Source organism: Gilliamella sp. W8126, from assembly GCF_016102185.1.
Lineage (GTDB): Bacteria > Pseudomonadota > Gammaproteobacteria > Enterobacterales > Orbaceae > Gilliamella > Gilliamella apis_A.
The window spans coordinates 1-19,870 of record NZ_JACFPE010000002.1 but is presented as its reverse complement, the minus strand read 5'-3'; the positions used below and the strand labels follow the sequence as shown (position 1 = coordinate 19,870).

The 19,870-nt window shown below is 34.7% G+C and carries 14 protein-coding genes, 3 tRNA genes and 1 rRNA gene; 3 read left to right on the top strand and 15 right to left on the bottom strand.

The window, feature by feature from the left end:
- Positions 1–15: 15 nt before the first annotated feature.
- The 11 genes from icd to znuA form a co-directional block, all read right to left on the bottom strand.
- Complete coding sequence (gene icd, locus H3S74_RS04115; protein WP_198247311.1) at positions 16–1,278, bottom strand: NADP-dependent isocitrate dehydrogenase; 1,263 nt, start codon at positions 1,276–1,278, stop codon at positions 16–18.
- A 21-nt stretch (positions 1,279–1,299) separates the two neighbouring features.
- A complete protein-coding gene (locus H3S74_RS04110) occupies positions 1,300–3,564 on the bottom strand; it encodes an aconitate hydratase (protein ID WP_198247310.1) in 2,265 nt (754 codons plus the stop codon).
- 442 nt (positions 3,565–4,006) lie between these two features.
- Positions 4,007–6,124 carry a TonB-dependent siderophore receptor gene (locus tag H3S74_RS04105; RefSeq protein ID WP_198247309.1) on the bottom strand — a complete coding sequence of 706 codons (2,118 nt, stop codon included), beginning with the start codon at positions 6,122–6,124 and terminating at the stop codon, positions 4,007–4,009.
- 501 nt (positions 6,125–6,625) lie between these two features.
- Positions 6,626–6,701, bottom strand: a tRNA-Lys gene (locus H3S74_RS04100).
- A gap of 135 nt (positions 6,702–6,836) precedes the next feature.
- Complete coding sequence (ybgF, locus tag H3S74_RS04095; protein ID WP_181414612.1) at positions 6,837–7,568, bottom strand: tol-pal system protein YbgF; 732 nt, start codon at positions 7,566–7,568, stop codon at positions 6,837–6,839.
- Between the two features lie 68 nt (positions 7,569–7,636).
- The gene (pal, locus tag H3S74_RS04090) at positions 7,637–8,110 is read right to left on the bottom strand and encodes a peptidoglycan-associated lipoprotein Pal (RefSeq protein ID WP_110447059.1); all 474 of its coding nucleotides are present in this window, start codon (positions 8,108–8,110) and stop codon (positions 7,637–7,639) included.
- Between the two features lie 163 nt (positions 8,111–8,273).
- Positions 8,274–9,569, bottom strand: a complete 1,296-nt coding sequence (gene tolB, locus H3S74_RS04085) for a Tol-Pal system beta propeller repeat protein TolB (protein ID WP_370547579.1) — start codon at positions 9,567–9,569, stop codon at positions 8,274–8,276.
- 399 nt (positions 9,570–9,968) lie between these two features.
- Positions 9,969–10,778: a bifunctional DNA-formamidopyrimidine glycosylase/DNA-(apurinic or apyrimidinic site) lyase gene (gene mutM / locus H3S74_RS04080; RefSeq protein WP_198221095.1), complete on the bottom strand. Its 810-nt coding sequence runs from the start codon at positions 10,776–10,778 to the stop codon at positions 9,969–9,971.
- Positions 10,779–10,791: 13 nt separating this feature from the next.
- The gene (gene mrcB / locus H3S74_RS04075) at positions 10,792–13,080 is read right to left on the bottom strand and encodes a bifunctional glycosyl transferase/transpeptidase (RefSeq protein WP_370547578.1); all 2,289 of its coding nucleotides are present in this window, start codon (positions 13,078–13,080) and stop codon (positions 10,792–10,794) included.
- Between the two features lie 159 nt (positions 13,081–13,239).
- Positions 13,240–14,601 (bottom strand): murein DD-endopeptidase MepM, encoded by a 1,362-nt coding sequence (gene mepM / locus H3S74_RS04070; protein ID WP_198247306.1) that lies wholly within the window; start codon positions 14,599–14,601, stop codon positions 13,240–13,242.
- Between the two features lie 28 nt (positions 14,602–14,629).
- Positions 14,630–15,577 (bottom strand): zinc ABC transporter substrate-binding protein ZnuA, encoded by a 948-nt coding sequence (gene znuA, locus H3S74_RS04065; protein WP_198247305.1) that lies wholly within the window; start codon positions 15,575–15,577, stop codon positions 14,630–14,632.
- Between the two features lie 94 nt (positions 15,578–15,671).
- Here znuA and znuC point away from each other — a divergent pair, with 94 nt between their 5' ends.
- The 3 genes from znuC (at position 15,672) to H3S74_RS04050 (ending at position 18,886) form a co-directional block, all read left to right on the top strand.
- Positions 15,672–16,442, top strand: a complete 771-nt coding sequence (znuC, locus tag H3S74_RS04060) for a zinc ABC transporter ATP-binding protein ZnuC (RefSeq protein ID WP_198247304.1) — start codon at positions 15,672–15,674, stop codon at positions 16,440–16,442.
- Positions 16,442–17,242, top strand: a complete 801-nt coding sequence (gene znuB / locus H3S74_RS04055; protein ID WP_198247303.1) for a zinc ABC transporter permease subunit ZnuB — start codon at positions 16,442–16,444, stop codon at positions 17,240–17,242. Before znuC ends, znuB begins: the two co-directional genes overlap by 1 nt.
- 120 nt (positions 17,243–17,362) lie before the next feature.
- Complete coding sequence (locus tag H3S74_RS04050) at positions 17,363–18,886, top strand: YifB family Mg chelatase-like AAA ATPase (RefSeq protein ID WP_198247302.1); 1,524 nt, start codon at positions 17,363–17,365, stop codon at positions 18,884–18,886.
- Positions 18,887–18,890: 4 nt separating this feature from the next.
- Here H3S74_RS04050 and H3S74_RS04045 read toward each other — a convergent pair whose 3' ends face one another.
- The 4 genes from H3S74_RS04045 to rrf form a co-directional block, all read right to left on the bottom strand.
- Positions 18,891–19,229: a DUF413 domain-containing protein gene (locus H3S74_RS04045; protein ID WP_198201062.1), complete on the bottom strand. Its 339-nt coding sequence runs from the start codon at positions 19,227–19,229 to the stop codon at positions 18,891–18,893.
- Positions 19,230–19,363: 134 nt separating this feature from the next.
- A tRNA-Trp gene (locus H3S74_RS04040) sits at positions 19,364–19,439 on the bottom strand.
- A gap of 8 nt (positions 19,440–19,447) precedes the next feature.
- Positions 19,448–19,524, bottom strand: a tRNA-Asp gene (locus H3S74_RS04035).
- Between the two features lie 33 nt (positions 19,525–19,557).
- A 5S ribosomal RNA gene (rrf, locus tag H3S74_RS04030) occupies positions 19,558–19,673 on the bottom strand.
- Between the last annotated feature and the right edge of the window lie 197 nt (positions 19,674–19,870).

The following is a 19,870-nucleotide window of genomic DNA, read 5'->3' as shown; positions in this document are numbered from 1 at the left end:
CACCTCCCTTTTGAACTATAATTTATCAATTACTGCTTGAGTAAATTGGGTTGTTGATAATGATTGCCCATTGTGCATAAAGCGCGCTAAATCTGCAGTTGCTTTGCCTGATTGAAATAAGCTTTCCATGGCATTAGTAATTAGTTGTCCAGCTTCATGCCATCCTAAATATTCAAACATCATCACGCCAGATAATAAGAGTGATGACGGATTAGCTTGATTTTGACCAGCTATATCAGGGGCAGTTCCGTGAGTTGCCTCAAAGATAGCATGTCCGGTTAAATAGTTAATATTAGCGCCCGGCGCAATACCTATTCCTCCAACCATTGCAGCCAGCTGATCGGAAACATAATCACCATTAAGGTTTAATGTTGCAACAACCGAATAATCTTCTGGTTTTAATAAGGTATTTTGTAAGAATGCATCACAAATAACATCTTTTATAATTAATCTACCGGCTGATTTAGCGGTTTGTAATGCTTGATCAGCTGCAGCATTACCCTCGGTTTTTTGAATTTTGCCATATTGATTCATGGTGAACACAGCGTCAGAAAATTCTCTTTCCGCAAGTTCATAGCCCCATTGCTTAAATCCACCTTCAGTAAACTTCATAATATTACCTTTATGAACTAGAGTAACCGACGGTAATTTATGTTGTAGTGCATAGTTAATAGCAGATCGAATTAAACGTTCCGATCCTTCAATTGAAACAGGTTTAACACCAAAAGCCGAGGTATTAGGAAAGCGTACTTTGCTCACGTGCATTTGTTCAGATAAAAAATGATAAAACTTTTCAGCTTCAGCTGTACCTTGTTGCCATTCAATCCCGGCATAAATATCCTCGGTATTTTCACGGAAAATCGTCATACTGACCTTTTCAGGATGCTTTAATGGTGATTCTACTCCTTTAAACCAGCGCACAGGACGTAAACAGACATAAAGATCTAATTCTTGACGTAACGCAACATTAAGTGAACGGATCCCACCACCAACAGGTGTCATTAATGGCCCTTTAATACCAACAAGATAATGTTTAAAAGCATTCATGGTATCTTCTGGAAGCCATGTACCATTTAGGTTGTATGACTTTTCGCCAGCAAGTACTTCTTTCCATTGAATACTACGCTTACCTTGATAAGCTTTTTCAATAGCTTTATCAAAAATTGTTTGAGCAGCCTGCCAAATCTCTTTGCCAACACCATCACCTTCAATAAAAGGAATAGCTGGATGATTTGGGACGACTAATTGTCCATTTTCAATTGAAACGTGCTGATTCATATTGTCTCTTCCTCTTATCTGTTACTTAAATTCTTCTTTTAACTTATTTAATGCACTACCCGCTTTAAACCATTCAATTTGTGCGTGATTGTAAGTATGTGCAACAGCAAACGATTCTATGCTACCATCATGATGATGAAGGGTTAATGTTAGATTTTTACCTGGAGCAAAATCACTAAGTCCAGTAATGCTGATTTGGTCATCTTCTTGAATTTTGTCGTAATCATCCTTATTAACAAAAGTTAGCGCTAACATACCTTGTTTTTTCAGATTCGTTTCATGGATACGAGCGAAAGATTTAACGACAATTGCTTTGACATTCAAAAAACGAGGCTCCATTGCAGCATGCTCGCGAGATGACCCTTCACCATAATTCTCTTCGGCTACTACTATCGACCCCATTCCTTGCGCTTTTAATTGACGAGCCAAAGCAGGTACTTCAATATAATCACCAGATTGAGTGTCTAATACACTATTAGTTTTTTGGTTGAAGGCATTAACGGCACCAATTAACATATTATTCGAAATATTATCTAGATGGCCGCGGAATTTTAACCACTTACCAGCCATTGAAATATGGTCCGTGGTACATTTACCTGTTGCTTTAATCAGCAGTGGTTGGGAAAGAATATCTTTACCATCCCATGGGGAAAAAGGTACAAGCTGTTGTAAACGTTCAGAATGCGGATCAATATTTACTTCAACCAAACTACCATCAGCAATTGGCTTAATATATCCGGCATCATCGACAGCAAATCCTCGTTTTGGTAACTCATCACCGATAGGTTCTGGCAGCTTAACTTTTTCACCTTTATCATTAACTAATTCATCTGTTATTGGATTAAAACTTAATTTACCCGCAATCGATAATGCAACAACAATTTCGGGCGAACACACAAATGCATAAGTGTTTGGACTACCATCATTTCGTTTAGCAAAATTACGATTAAACGAAGTAACTATCGAATTTTTGTGCTCATCGGCAACATCATCACGACGCCATTGGCCTATACAAGGACCACACGCATTAGCCATAATAGCTGCACCGGCTTGTTCAAAACACTGCAAAATACCATCACGTTTAGAAGTATATTTAACTTGTTCTGAACCAGGATTAATAATTAGTTTTGCATTTACTTTTAAGCCTAATTTATTGGCACTATCGATTACAGAAGCGGCTCGCATCATGTCTTCATATGAAGAGTTAGTACATGAACCAATAAGACCTACCTCCATATTATCAGGATAATCATGTTGTTGAACTGCGTTTGCTAGCTGTGAAATTGGATAAGCTAAGTCAGGTGTAAATGGACCATTTATATAAGGCTCTAACGTCGACAAATCAATTTCGATAACTTGATCATAATAGCTTTCTGGGTCATCTAAAACGGCTGCATCAGGATTAAAACAAGAGATTAATGTATTAGCTAAATCAACCACCTCTTGACGACCGGTCATGGTTAGATAATCAGCTGATTTTTGGCTATAAGGAAATATTGAGGTGGTCGCTCCTACTTCAGCCCCCATATTACAAATCGTAGCTTTACCAGTAGCAGATAACGACTCAGTACCCTCTCCAAAATATTCAATGATTGAATTGGTGCCACCTTTGACGGTTAATATTCCTGCCAGTTTTAATATGACATCTTTGGGTGAGGCCCAACCTGATAATTTTCCAATTAATTTTACACCGATGATTTTCGGCATTTTCAATTCCCATGGCATGCCGGCCATAACATCAACCGCATCGGCCCCACCAACACCAATAGCAATCATCGATAAACCACCAGCATTTGGTGTGTGTGAATCAGTACCAATCATCATTCCGCCCGGAAAGGCATAATTTTCAAGTACCACTTGATGAATAATTCCGGCATCAGGTTTCCAGAATCCAATACCATATTTGTTCGATACATCACGTAAAAATTGATAAACTTCATGGTTATTACTTTCAGCAATAATCAGATCATCATGTGCATTTTTATAGGCTTGTATCAGATGATCACAGTGGACTGTTGATGGAACTGCAACTCGTTTACGTCCAGAATTCATCAGTTGTAATAGCGCCATTTGTGCAGTTGCATCTTGCATTGCAACTCGATCAGGTGAAAAATTTACGTAATCCTCTCCCCTTTTATAAGCTTTCAGCTCTTCATCTTCGGCAAGATGAGTATAGAGAATTTTTTCCGTCAATGTTAATGGTTTTCCAATTTTCTGGCGGATAACATCAATTTTTTGTGGATAACTTTGATAAATACCTTTTATTAAATCAATATCGAAAACCATAATTAAGCTCCCATTGCTGATATTATAATATCCTTTAAAGCTCTATTCACAAGCACAATAATTGAATATTTATTCTATTTTTTTGATTAATTATTCATATAATATAGCATTGTTTTTATTTTATGCAATCCTAACGTAATTGCTACTATAAATATTATTAGCAGTAATTAGTTTAGACTTGTTAACTAGTACAAATTCTATACTAGCGGAATATTAAATATTATGCACATTAAAGAAAATTCAAAATTAGCAAATTGTATAAGTAAAAATAATGTGAAAATTTTGAGGAGAGGGGTTTTTTAACATTAATCTCATTATTCAAATTAGTTGGTCAGAATTATTTAATCAGTCGTTAAAAGATAAGAATAATTAAAAAAGGGAATACTATTCCCTTTTTAATGTATTAAAATCTAATTTAGTTCTGACAAATATTTATCAACAATTATAATTTATAACTAGCAGTTAATAAGAAAGCTCGAGGCGTGCCCGGCATACTACTTGATCGCCAATACTCTTTACCCAATAAATTAGTTACCGCTAAGGTTACATCAACAGATCGTGTTTGATAACCAACTGCCGCATTCCATGTTCCATAACCAGCACGTTTAACCAGATTTTTATCATCGTTATACATCGAGCCTTTATAATTAAATTCTACTTCGGTAAACCAATTTTCGTAAGGTAAATAACGAACACCAATATGACCACTATGTTTAGCAGTGTTAGATAAATATTTACCTTTATTATCAGGTGTTTTTTTATCTTTATGAACTTTAGCCTGTTGATAACCAATGCCACTATTGAGATACCAATTTTTACTCAATTGTCCTATTGCACTTAATTCTATACCTTGGCTTCGATCACTACCTCTAACCTGCCAATTATAAGGGTCATTGACGGCATCTGGTTGATAACGAACATTATACAGTTCAAGGTCATAGAGGGCGATTTGAGAAGATAGCTTATCATTAAACCAATCGCTCTTAATTCCGACTTCATACTGGCGCGAATATTGAGGTTTGTCATCATAAACCGTCTTAGAGTCAGTAGCAATGGTAATCAGGCCTCGTCCCCCATAAGGTGCAAAATTTTTACTATAAGAAGCATAAAAACTTTGTGACGCTATTGGTTGCCAAATTAATCCTACCCGTGGACTTAAAGAGTGACCATCATAAGAACGACTTTGTTGATTTAATTTATTATCCGAAGCAAATTCATACTTATCATAACGTAATCCTGCAAGTAATTTCCATTGTTCAGTAAAACTAATGAGATCTTGCCAATATAATCCTTTAGATGTAGCTTTATGATTTGTCTTAGTACTTAATTTATTGTAACGAGGCTTTTTAGAGTTCCAGTGAGGATGAAACGGATCAATCGCTTCTGGATATTCACTAGTTAAAGCTAATCTAGGTTGTCGTTTTTCAATATTATATTCAATTCCGATTAGCATATCATGATCAATACTTGCTGTATTAAATTTACCCGCTAAATCAAGCGTATTACTATAGGTTTTGTTTGAGGTTTCTTGCCATGCTCGACGGAATTTCAATTTACCTTGGTAGTTACAAGAGGTATTTCTGCTAGTTTTCCCATTCAGATCACAATAAGTACCCGCATAAAGATGGTCAAAATTTTGATCAGCTTTACGATACATATTAGTTAATTTGATAGACCAATCATGATTGAATTGATATCCCATTACCGAACGTAATGAATTAAAATTATCTTTGACATAGTCATCTGGATGCGCATAAGCGGTTTTGATCGAAACACCTTTAGGTAATTCATAATAAGCTGGAGCCCGATCTGGTTTACGCCATAATTTATCATTAGTATATTGCACTAACCAATTAAAGCCTTCCAAATTATCATACAATAAACTTGGAGAAATCATTGTATCTCGTTGTTTGATACCTTTACGAAAACTTTTATCCGATTGATGATCAATAGTCATTCTTACCGCAAGCTTATCATGTAAAACATGATTAATATCTACCATTCCACCATATTTATCCCAAGATCCACCACGTATACTTAATGTCGTTGGTGAATCAAAGTTGGCTTGTTTACTGATCATATTTATTATTCCGCCACCAGAACCTCGACCGTAGAGTACCGATGCAGGCCCTTTTAATACTTCGATTCGCTCAATATTAGCGGTACTTTGTCTAACCTGTCCGCTTGCACGAACACCATCTCGGTAAATATCACCAGAACTTGCGGAAAAGCCTCTAATTTTTATGCCTTCATCCCGCATATCATAGGTTGCATCTACTCCAGGCAATTTATTGACAATAACACTTAGGTCGTTTTGTCCATAAATTTTCTCTTGTTCAAGATTAACCGAATTGATCGTTTGTGGTATATCCTTAATATCAAAGGATGTTTTAGTTGCTGTTGATGATTTTTTTATGCGCTGATCATTATTATCCTTAATAGTTGCGACAACTTTCATAGTTTCAATTTCATTATCATCATTAACTTTTTCTTGGGCGTTAACTATAAAAGCTGATGAGCCCAATATACAAGGTAAGACTAATTGATTAACTAATTTCATTATTTTTCCTATTATTTGCAGTGTTATCTAATTAATTTCAAAATAACAACAAATAATGATAATGATTATTATTTACCTTTACAAATTATTTTATATTTTTTAACCAATTAAAAATGGTTATCAACTCATATATTATTGAAATTGTTTTATATTATTAGAAAATTTAATTAATTTTAGTTAGGGTTCAATTTACTAGTTAAAGCAAGTTTTAGAAATGATAAAAATTGAATAAACGATAATGGAAATAATTCACACAAATTTACCGAACGCCAGCGTTCTCATCGCTTCATCTATTGATTTTACTTGAGTTGCTTTTCTAGTGATGGAGAAGAAGTGGTGGGTCGTGAGCTAGATTATTCGACACATCCTGTGTCTCACCCTTTCAGGGCCAACACGTTGTGTTGTTCAAATTCGTTCCTGACGAATTTGTCGAACGCTAACGTTCTCATCGTTTTATCTATTAATTTTATTTGAGTTGCTTTTTATAGTGATGCAAAGAAGTGGTGGGTCGTGAGCGATTCGAACGCTCGACAAACGGATTAAAAGTCCGCTGCTCTACCGACTGAGCTAACAACCCATTTTGATAAGATAACTTCTGTGAAATTACTTTATGTTTCAAGCAATTTCGGGTTGCTATAATACTTATAATTGTAAAAGCACGCAACCCTTTTATTGCTATTTTTATTCGATAGCTGGTTATTTATACACTTTGTTACAACGATGCTAGCTTTTTATTTGCTTGCTCAACCGCATTTTTGTCTTTAGCGTATTTATTTATTACTTGTTGAAAAACAGCTTTAGCATTCTTTTTATCACCTTTATCAAGTAAGATAACACCTACTTTATAAAGACTATCTGCAGCTTTTGGTGACGCAGGGAAATCTTTCACTACTGTTGCATAATAGAATGAAGCATCATCTTTTTGGCCTTTCTTATAACAAAGTTGACCAAGCCAATAGTTAACATTCGCACGATAGTTGGTCTTTGGATAAGCTTTTAAGAAACTTTGAAAGGCAACAATAGCATTATCGGTTTGCTTGTCATCATTTATAAATTGCATAACAAAATTATAATCAGCTTTATCATCTCCTGATGTCGTCCATCCAGATAGGTTTGAAGACGATTGCTCAGAACTTACAGCCGAATCAGAACTACTTTCTTGTGAGCCTGTATTGGAATTATTTGCTGAGAAACCTGTACCATTAGCTATTTCTTGCAAAATCATTTTTTGACGTTCAATAGTTTGATTAAGTTGGTATCTTGTTTCTTCTAATTGGCCACGAAGTGTATCTAAATCAGATTGTAGATCACTAATTTTTTGTTGATTCTGAATGATTAACTGCCCTTGAGCTTGTATTGTTCTATCAACATCAGAACTACCAGCAGCACAACCATAACCAGCAAACAAAAGAAATAAGGACAATGTGATTATTTTTTTATACATATTATATAAACTCAACGTGAACATTGGAAATAAAAAACGGCTGATGATTCAGCCGTCATTAGATGGGATTAGTATCCAGCGTAAGTAACTACTGCACGACGGTTTTTAGCATAAGCTGCTTCGTTGTGACCTAATACTGCTGGTTTTTCTTTACCATAAGAAACGATTGATAGTTGTTCACCAGAAACACCATTACCTTGTAGGTAAGATTTAACTGCTGACGCACGACGTTCACCTAAAGCGATATTATATTCTGGTGTACCACGCTCATCGGCATGACCTTCAATAATAACATTTAAGTTAGTTGAACGAATAAATACAGCATGTGCATTTAATAATGTTTCATATTCTGCTTTAACATTGTATTTATCATAATCAAAATAAACAGTGTTAATTTGTTGTAGTTTTTGAAGTTGCTCTAAAGCTTCTTTTGATAAAGTGCCGTTACCACCTGCAGTGCTGCTGCTGTTTGATGAACATGCTGTCACAGCGATTAATGGTAAAGCAACCGCAGCTACTTTAAGAAATTTAGAAAATTGCATTGTATTAACTCCTTTTTTTAAATAAATTTACTTATTTTTATACATCTAACCGACTTAACAGTAACACTTGTTACTAACTAGAAAGATTAGATGTATATATTATAACGACCTTCACATTTACACAATTTTAATAATGTTATTATTGCCCAAAAATTAGTCGTTCTTATAAATAAGGTGACCACGAAGGGAATTTCACTTGCCCATCTGTCGCTGGTAACCTTGCTTTAAAATTACCATCAGTAGAAACAAGATTCAAAATTGTACCTAAACCTTGTGAAGAACTGTAGATAATCATAGTACCATTTGGAGCAATACTCGGTGTTTCATCTAGAAAAGTATCGGTTAATCGTTGATATGTATTAGTTTCTACATCATATCGAGTAATATGTTGCTCACCATTATTAGTAGAAATAACAGCAATAAACTTGCCATCTGGAGATACGCGAGCATTTTGATTTTGGGTATTATCCCAAGTTACCCGTTGCGATGCTCCACTACTAATATTAATTGAATAAAGTTGCGGACGTCCTGCCTGGTCAGAGGTATAAACTATGGTTTGATTATCTGGCATCCAAGAAGGTTCTGTATCGTTACTACGTCCAGATGTAATTTGGGTAATCTTTTTAGAACTCAAATTCATCATATATAAATTTAAACTCCCACCTTTTGATAAAGCAAAAGCTAATTTACTACCATCAGGCGAAAATGCTGGTGCGCCGTTATGTTGTGGAAATGAAGCAATAGTTTGAACTGCGCCACTGTCTAACGTCTTTAAGACTAAAGCAGAACGACCACTTTCAAAAGTTACGTAAGCTAACTTTTTACCATCAGGAGACCAGGTTGGTGACATTAGTGGCTCTTTAGAACGATGCACAGTAATTTGATCATAACCATCGTAATCTGATACACGCAATTCATGGGTATAAGGTCCTTTATTGTTTTTTACCACATAAGCAATACGTGTTCTAAATGCACCTTTAATACCGGTTAATGCTTCAAAGATTTCATCACTTGCTGTATGAGAAGCATAACGTAACCAGCGTTTTTCTATAGAAAATTGATTTTCTGCTAATACTGAACCAGGGCGATCAACAGTATCAACTAGTTGATAAGTTATAAGATATTTTCCTGATACATCAGGTTGAATTGATCCCACTACAACAGCAGAAATACCCATATTACTCCAAACACTAGGATTAACTTCCGATGCAGTAGTTGGCTTTTGTGGCATTGCTGCCACATCAATAGGATTAAATTTACCACTATTACGTAAATCGGATGCAACAATATTATCTACAAATTGGGGAGGTTCTCCGCTACCAGTCCATTTAAATGGTACGATAGCAATTGGCTTTGCTGAACTGACACCATCAGTAATTACAATTCTAACTTCAGCTGTAGCCATCATTGTTGATAATAAAACAAAACAAGCTATCAAAAAGCGAGAAGCAAATTTGATCATCTTAAATTCCTTAATCAAAGCGAAATACACTAGGTTAAAATAGACTTAACCCCATATAAAGAAAAGTAAAAGTATTTTAAAATTAAACTGTTACAGTTAATTTATAACAGATACTATGCTTTAAAAAATAGTTAATTTTACAGCGAGAAAGATAGCCGATATTGTGTAACAAGTCCATAGCCTTTTGAGTAAAAAAGATTTTTTTAATTTATACTATTATATTCTTTTTAAATCCATAAATAAATTGTTTATTATCTATACTATTTAGAAATAAACTAAGTTAAAAGTGGTTAATAAGTATTTTATATAATTTATAACTAAAAAGAGTTGAATTTACATTACTATTCAATAAGTAAAAAATTATTAGGAAAGAAAAATATAAGTAATTTTTATCTATTATTTTTGGCAGTTTTCACAATAAAAAGTGTTACGTTGTCCTATTCTATTAGACTTAATATTAGATTGGCAAATTAAGCATTGCTCACCTTCTCGGCCATATACTTGGAGGTTTTGAACAAAATACCCCGGCTTACCATCAGATTGAACAAAATCTTTAAGGGTCGTCCCGCCTTGTTCTATAGATTTCGTAAGTACCAGCTTGATTGCTGTGACTAATCGTTCACATTCGACTAATGTTAAGCTACTAACTTTTCGATTTGGATTAATTTTTGCCAAAAACAATGATTCTGAAGCATAAATATTACCAACACCGACAACAATATGATTATCCATAATCCAACTTTTAATTGGTATTTTTCGATTATTAGCTTTTTCAAATAAATAATTAGCTGAAAAATCATCTGTTAGTGGTTCTGGTCCCAATTGCTTCAATTGAGGTAATTCTTCAATAGAGTGAGTCCATAGCCATGATCCAAAACGTCTTGGATCTGTATATCTTAATCTCACTCCATTCACTAATACTAAATCGACATGATCATGTTTAGCCGGTGGTTGATTTGTCTCTAATATCCGTAAACTACCAGACATTCCCAAATGAATGACAATCCAATCATCAGTCAATTGTAATAACAGATATTTGGCACGCCTTTTAACATCTACTATCACTTGCCCTTGAGTATTGTTAATTGTTTCATCTATGGGCCAACGAAGCTTTGGATTTCGGACAATAATCTGCTCAATAGTTTGGCCTTTTAAATAAGGTAAAATACCTCGTCGACTCGTCTCAACTTCAGGTAATTCAGGCATATAATAACCTCATTTAATTATTTAACAAATCTGTCACCCAACTTGGTGCTTGTTGATTAGATGCAGCTTGAGGACTACCCGAACATAAACTTTGAGGGTTGATTGTCCATGCAGGTAAACTACGTACACCACCGTCATTACACTGCCATTGACCATTACTATCAATAGGAACCATAAATATATTTTGCGGTACGGGAAGTTGTAACCTTTTTGGTGGATTATTTTGTAAGTATTCACTATATATTTTTAAGGCACCCGTTGCCCCCGTTAATTTCATCGGAGAATGATCATCAAGACCTATCCAAACTACCGCAACATTTTTACCATCAATTCCAGTAAACCAGCTATCGCGGGAATCATTACTGGTCCCTGTTTTCGCTGCTAAATTAAATGATCCATATTTCGCTTTTAGTGAACGCGATGTTCCCGATTCAACTACTTGTTGCATCGCATAAGTCGTCAAATAAGCTGATTGTTGAGAAACAGCTTGAATTTGTTGTGGATAATTTTGATAAACAAGTTCACCCTTGTCGGATAAAACATATCTTAAAATTGTTAATGGTGCCCGTTGACCATTATTAGTAATAGTTTGGAACATCTGTGCGGTTTCTAAAGGAGTTAACTCTAGAGCACCCAATAATCTTGATGGTAAATTCGGAATACGATCTTCAGATACCCCCAATGCTTGTAAAGTATTCTTGGTTGCATCTAAACCTAATCCCATCCCTAAATTAACGGTAGGGACATTAAGCGAAAGGGCTAACGCATCAATTAACATTACTTTATCGCGAAACTTGCGGTCAAAATTCTTTGGTTGCCAATAACTACCATTATCCAACTTTATTGATAATGGACTGTCATCAAGCCAACTATTAAGCTGATAACGCCCCGGTTGGCCTAATGCGGTTAAGTAAGTCGATGGTTTTGCAAGTGAACCAATTGCTCGTCTTGTTAGCCACGCGCGGTTATAACCAGGATAACGAGGCTCAGCACTACCAATAATAGCACGAATTTCACCTGTTTCACGGCTGACAATGACCATTGCCGTTTGTAAATCTTTATTCGTCGATTTGCGTAAATTTTCAATTTCATTGGTTACAGATTGTTCAGCTGCAGCTTGAGCAACCGGATCAAAGGTGGTGAAAATTTTCATACCGGAAAGGTGATCCGCTTTATCACCTAACTGTTTTCTCAGCTCGCTACGCACAACTTGCATAAATGCAGGTTGTGGAGATATTACCCCCCCTTTTGGTAAAACGGAAAGAGGACGTTGACTGAGTAAGTTGAATAACTCCTCATCAATAATCCCTTGTTGTTCAGCAAGCTTTAAGACAACATTACGACGCTCAATCACTTGTTGTGGTTGAGTCCAAGGATTATAGTATGAAGCACCTTTTACCATCCCCACTAATACAGCTTGTTGATCTAATGTCAATTCATTAACTGGGCGTCCAAAGTAATAAAGACTGGCTAATGGAAAGCCATGGATCTCTTCACTACCAGCTTGCCCTAGATAAACCTCATTGAGGTAAAGTTCTAAAATACGTTCTTTACTATAACGAGCATCTAAAATTATAGCCATATATGCTTCACGTATTTTACGGCTTAAGCTTCTTTCATTAGTCAAAAAAAGGTTTTTAACTGTTTGTTGGGTTAATGTGCTACCACCTTCGGTTCGGCCGGTGGTTAAATTGACAAAAATAGCCCGTCCAATTGAATATAAACTTACACCATGATGGTCATAAAAACGTTTATCTTCAGTTGCAATTAAGGTTTTTATTAACGAATCAGAAAACTCTTTTAACGGGACAAAAAGTCGTTGTTCACCGTTAGGTGAATGCATCATAGTTATTAATTTAGGATCTATTTTAAGTAAGCCAAAGTCACGACCAGTATCTAAATTAGATATACGATCAATTCTGTTATCATAAAAAGTAATTCTGACTCGAAAAGCTTGCTCTTCACCATCAGGGAAAGTAAATGGTCGTCGATAAATTTCTACAGCATCGTTTTGGACAATAAATTCACCAGGACGAGTTGCTTTACTATCTTGTTGACGATATTGTGCACCTTTTAACAGCGTAACAACATCACTCAGGCTATAATCACTATCAGGTTCAAGATCTACAATTTGCCCATACACAGCAGCCGGTAATTCCCAGACATTACCATCGATGCGTTCTTTAATTTGTTGATCTAAATAAATTCCATAAACAACAGTTACTGCAACAAATATAAGAAATAACTTAAATAGTAACCACCAGACACGGCGCCACCATGATTTGTTATTTTTCTTCGAAATTTTTTTAGTAGATGTCTTTTTCGTTGTTTTTTTCAAACTGCACCTGATATTTATGTTAAATAAAACTGTCTTATGATAGCACAACTTTTTTCTGATGCATTGGCCTTCTTTCACATAAGAATTTTTAGTTTAAATAATGGATTTGAAGACAAAAATCAGTTAAAAACTAAGTTTAGGTTTAATATTTTTAACTTTTTCAATAAATGCTTTCTTAGATTTACCTGTTAAACCTTCATTAATTGGCAAACTAGCAGTTAATGGATTAACTGGTTTGTTATTGATATGTAATTCAAAATGTAAATGAGGTCCTGTCGAACGCCCTGTATTACCTGACAAACCAATTTTATCGCCTTGTTTAACTTGTTGTCCTGGTTTTACTAAAATTTTATCCAGATGCATATAAGCTGTCATATATTGCCTACCATGTCGAATAGCAACATAGTTACCAGCAGAACCACTATATTTTGCGATAACAACCTCACCATTACCAACAGATAAAACAGGTGTTCCTCGAGATACAGCAAAATCAACACCATTATGTGCTGTAACAATACCTGTGACTGGATTTACCCGACGTGGATTAAATCCTGATGATACGCGAGCTTGTTTAGCCAAAGGATAACGGAAAAAACTTTGAGATAAACTACTTGCATTAATATCATAGTATTTACCATCATCAGCCAAAATAGCGTAATAATCTTTAGTTCCATTTTTAATCCGAACACCAAGAAGTTTGCTATTAGATAATCTTTTACCATGCATTTCACGTGACAAATATACAGCAAATTTATCTCCGACTTTTAAACGGCGAAAATCCAATCGCCATTGCAAGGCGCGAGTAATAATACCGATTTCATTGCTTGTCAAACCGGCTTTACGTGCATCAGCTACAAAACTCGTTTTAAGATCACCAGTAATGACAACATTTTCGGATGTACCTTCCATAGTTTCAGAACTTTCTATAAATTTATTACCTGACTTTTCAAAAATACGAACGTTATTGCTCGATATTGTCCAATTGAAAGTTAATAAATTATGGTTGTCATCAGTTGTCCAACTTACTTGCTGGCCAATTCTTAAATTGGCCAGCTGTTTAAATTTACTTGTTAACTGTAAAATGTCATTTTTATTAACATTATAACGAAATAAAATATCGTGTAATGTATCTCCACGTGCAATGGTGTATTGTACAGTATTATCTTTTTCTTCAGAGATATCATCTAATTCATCTTTAGCTATAGCATCTTCTGGAACATCGGATGATTCGGTAACATTTTCCGATTTTGATTTATCACCAACCATATCTATTCGACCATCACCAATAACAACTGATGATGTTGACGTATCTGTCACTGTGGTTTGCGCTTGTGAATTTAACGGAACATATACTGTACGATCTAGATTTAAAGGACGCCACAATATAGTTACTAAAATCACAACAACAAGGACGCCTAATATTGAAAAATAAGGAATCTTCAACTTATTTTTTTCAATATCAGGGGATTTAATCTGCTGTACCAAAATTAACCTTAACTATCTATTATCTAAATTATTTTTTATCTAAACAATCCAACAGTTCTTGTGTCAATGCAAATAAAAAGTGTGAATATGAATCTTTTGTTATAGGGATACCAGTCCCTAATGGATTTAACTCACCAATTCGAACATCCGTACCATTCACTATCTTTTTAATTATTGCAGGGCTAAACTGTGGCTCTCTAAAAACACAGACCGCTTGATGTTCAGCTAATTCTTTTTGAATTGCATAAACTGTTTGAACGCCAGGCTGTACTGCTGGATTTATGGTAAAACTTCCTAGATTCTTTAATCCGAAATGCGATTCAAAATAACCATAAGCATCATGAAACACAAAATAGCCTCTATTTTGGACGTTAATTAGTTTTTTTGCAATATTTTGTTCCGTTTCTGATAAATTTGTAATGAACTCTTCTAGATTTGCACCAAGTATTGCTGCTTTATTGGGGTATAAGTCGATCAGTTTAGCATGAATTGATTTAGCAATGATTTTAGCAATTTTAGGTGAAAGCCAAATATGTTCATCATATTCACCATGATGATGATGATCACTATCAATGTGCATATCATTATCATGATGTTTATCTTCTTGATGGCTTGTACGAAGTAAAGTTTCAATTTCAGCGATATCCATTAATTCTATTTGTTTCTGTTGATCAATATTTTTTAAGACAGTTGGCATAAAAGTTTCCATATCCTCACCAACCCAAATTATTAAGTCTGCATTCTTGATTTTAATTAAATCAGAAGGTTTCAATGAATAAGTGTGTGGTGAAGCGCCATCAGGTAATAATATATCAGTATCTATTACACCGGATGCGATTGCTTCGGTAATAAATCCAATAGGTCTTACTGAAGAAATTATTGTCGCATTGGCATTAACTATTAGCGCCCAAATAGATAAAAAAACCAATAAAAAAAAACGGATAGACTTTATAATAGTGTTAGTTAAATTTTTCACATTATCATCCAATATTAATAAAATATGATGGAATAAACCAGAATAATTGTTATAATATAACATAACATATTGACCAGCAAGGACTAATAATATCATGACGCATTTAATGTCACTTGATAATATTTCCGTTGAAATAAATAACCAAAAAATATTATATGATATTTCATTAACGGTTAATTTAAATCAAATTATTACAGTATTAGGACCAAACGGTGCTGGTAAATCAACGCTTATCAAAGTTATCTTAGGTTTAATTAAACCAACTACAGGTAGCATTAAGCGTACATCTGATTTAACCATTGGCTATGTCCCTCAATCCATAAATTTAAATCCAACTTTACCAATTACTGTAAAACGTTTTATGCGATTAAATAAACAGTTAAGTCAAATAGATATTCATAAAACATTATCATTAGTTAAGGCTGAATATTTGATAGATCGATCCATGCATCAACTATCAGGTGGTGAACTGCAGCGAGTTCTTTTAGCACAAGCATTAGCCAAACGCCCAAAGTTACTCATTCTTGATGAACCGACACAAGGCGTTGATGTTAATGGGCAGGTACTGTTATATGATTTAATTATTGATGCAAAAAACGAGTTTAACTGTGGTGTATTAATGGTCTCACATGATCTACATCTAGTCATGGCAAAAACTGATGAGGTAATTTGTTTAAACCACCATATTTGTTGTTCAGGAACACCAGCTAGTATTTCAAATGATCCTGAGTTTATTTCGCTTTTTGGACAACATGGTGCATCACAAATTGCTTTATATAAACACCATCACAATCATGACCATGATTTTTGCCAGCATCACCATAATCAAAAATTTATATTACCTGACCAACGAGGAAAAAAATAATGATAGAGTTACTGTTACCCTCTTTACTGGCAGGATTAAGTTTAACCTGTTTGACAGGACCTTTAGGTACATTTGTTGTTTGGCGAAGAATGTCCTATTTTGGCGATACATTATCTCACGCCGCATTATTAGGGGTAGCTTTTGGTTTTCTTTTAAATATCAATCTATTTTATGCCATTATTTTAGTAACATTGATATTAGCAATTGGATTATTATGGTTAGAATCTCAAAAGCAACTTCCTGTTGATACTTTACTGGGTATTTTAGCTCATAGTGCTCTTTCATTGGGTTTAGTTGTAATAAGTTTAATGAATAACATACGCATTGATTTAATGGGCTATCTATTTGGTGATCTTTTATCTATAACAATGTTTGATGTTTACCAAATAATCATCTGTGTAGTAATAATTGGACTATTGCTAGTGTGGCGGTGGAATCATTTTTTATTTATTACAGTTAGTGAAGAATTAGCATTTAGTCATGGAATTAATGTACCACTAACAAAATTTATTCTAACCATATTATTAGCATTAACGATAGGTATTGCTATGAAATTTGTTGGTGCTTTGATTATTACAGCACTGTTAATCATTCCAGCAGCTACTGCAAAATACTTTGCTAAAAATCCTGAATCAATGGCAATTATTGCGATATTAATTGGCATGTTCTCAATCATTGGTGGGATATTATTTTCATTAGTTTATGATACGCCTACAGGTCCTTCTGTTGTATTAAGCAATACTTGCATATTTTTTATATCACTATTTATTTCTAAATTATTTTTGAGTAAAAAAAATTAAAATGTTTGCAAAAATATAAAATTTATTGCGAGAAGCTACGTATTTTTCTATCTATTATTTATAACAATTTTTAATTACCAATAAGCTAACAAGAATTTCCATGTTATTGATGATAAGATTATGTCTCTCGCTATTATTTTTACTAGAGCCTCTATTGGTATACAAGCACCTCAAATTAACGTCGAAGTACATATTAGTAATGGTTTACCGGGCTTCGTGCTTGTTGGTTTACCAGAAGCAACAGTAAAAGAGTCTAAAGACCGTGTTAGAAGTGCTATTATCAATAGTGGTTTTACATTTCCTTCAAAAAAAATAACCGTTAATCTATCCCCTGCAGATCTACCCAAAGAAGGGAGTCGTTTTGATTTACCTATAGCTATTGCTATTCTTGCAGCAACAGAACAGATACCAATGGATCACCTTGCCAAATATGAGTTTTTAGGTGAATTAGCTCTTTCCGGTGAAATTAAGGCTGTGAAAGGGGCGATTCCTGCAGCTATATCATCGAAAAAAAATAATCGTACTTTAATTATTTCAGCTGAAAATCAATCTGAAATATCGTTAATACATCAAAATAATACATTAATTACACATAATTTACTGGAATTGTGTCAATATTTATATAATGAAATTAACTTACATGCAGTCGAATATAGACAGTATCAAGAAGAGAATGATCAACTCGCTAGTCTACAAGATATAATTGGTCAGGAACATGCTAAAAGAGCGTTAGAAATTGCTGCAGCCGGTGGACATAATCTATTATTAATAGGACCACCAGGGACAGGTAAAACCATGTTAGCAACACGATTAACATCATTATTACCACAATTATCAGATGATGAGGCTCTTGAAAGTGCTGCTATTGCAAGTCTTGTTAACTCAAATGGTTCAATACAGAATTGGCGAACAAGACCATTTAGATCACCACATCACAGTGCATCGATTGCGGCGCTAGTAGGAGGTGGCTCAATTCCCAGACCTGGCGAAATTTCATTAGCACATAATGGAGTTTTATTTTTAGATGAATTACCTGAGTTTAACCGTAAAGTTTTAGATGCGTTAAGAGAACCTATTGAGTCAGGAGAAATCGTTATATCAAGAGCTAATGCAAAAATAAAATTTCCAGCTAGGTTTCAACTCATAGCTGCAATGAATCCAAGTCCCACAGGTCATTATCAAGGCACTCATAACAGAACAACACCACAGCAAATAATACGTTATTTAAATAGGCTATCTGGGCCATTTTTAGATCGGTTTGATATTTCTATTGAAGTACCATTACTACCAAGGGGTACATTAAGCCAAAAGGCTACAGCAACAGAAACAACAGAAAAAGTAAAGAAAAGAGTGATTGATACAAGAAAGATTCAAATGCTAAGAAATAACAAATTAAATAGTCAATTATCACCAAAAGAGATTCAAACACATTGCCTACTAAGTGATGAAGACAATAATTATTTGGAGCAGGCTTTAATCAAGTTAGGTCTCTCTGCTAGAGCGTGGCATCGGATATTAAAAGTATCACGTACTATTGCTGACTTAGACTGTTCAAAAAACATAGAACGAAAACACATTTCAGAAGCTCTGAGTTATCGTTCTATGGATAGATTATTAATTCAGCTGCACAAAAATATTGGCTAAAACATTAATCATCACTATCGACAAAATCATCACTTACATCAACTTGAGGTTTTCCTCCTGATAATGTGTGAAAACGTTTTGGTTTATTAATTTTAGAAAGGTACTTTATCCACGCTTTTTCATAATCAGTAGATGGCTCTTTTTTCCCTTTACAAACCGCAACAAAAGATTTTTCTTCTGAAGTGGCTGGCTTTTTAACTTCTGTATCAAGATCTCTAAAAGCACAACCATATTTTTCTAAGATCTGAGCTTCTTTTATAGTAAAATCACCATGACGAGAAAAACCCCTTGGATAATTCTTATTATCAAAAAAACGTTGTTGACTTACAAAACTCTCAGCCATGTTATATCCTCTAGATTATAAATATTGTTGGGCGGGAATTATAATTGACAAAGTAAATCTGTAAACAAAATTTTTTTATTTACGTAAATAAATTTGAATAAGTGATTAAATTTAGAGCAAAACATCTTTTTTTATGGCAGGGGCGGAGAGTCTCGAACTCCCAACACCCGGTTTTGGAGACCGGTGCTCTACCAATTGAACTACGCCCCTAGAAAAGGTGGCGGAACGGACGGGGCTCGAACCCGCGACCCCCTGCGTGACAGGCAGGTATTCTAACCAACTGAACTACCGCTCCACCGTATTTGGTATGTATATATAAAATTTAAAAGTCTGGCGGCACCCTACTCTCACATGGGTAATACCCACACTACCATCGGCACTACGGCGTTTCACTTCTGAGTTCGGCATGGGGTCAGGTGGGACCACCGCGCTATTACCGCCAGACATATCCTGTCTTCTCTTTCTTCAACTAATGCATATTATCTCATATTCGCACTAATCGCTCAATCCGGAACAAACTGTTTGATTATCTATTAATCTATCTATCTTCGCGTACCCAAAACAACTCCGAGTTGTAAGGTTAAGACTCTCGGTTCATTAGTATCAGTTAGCTCAATGTATCACTACACTTACACACCTGA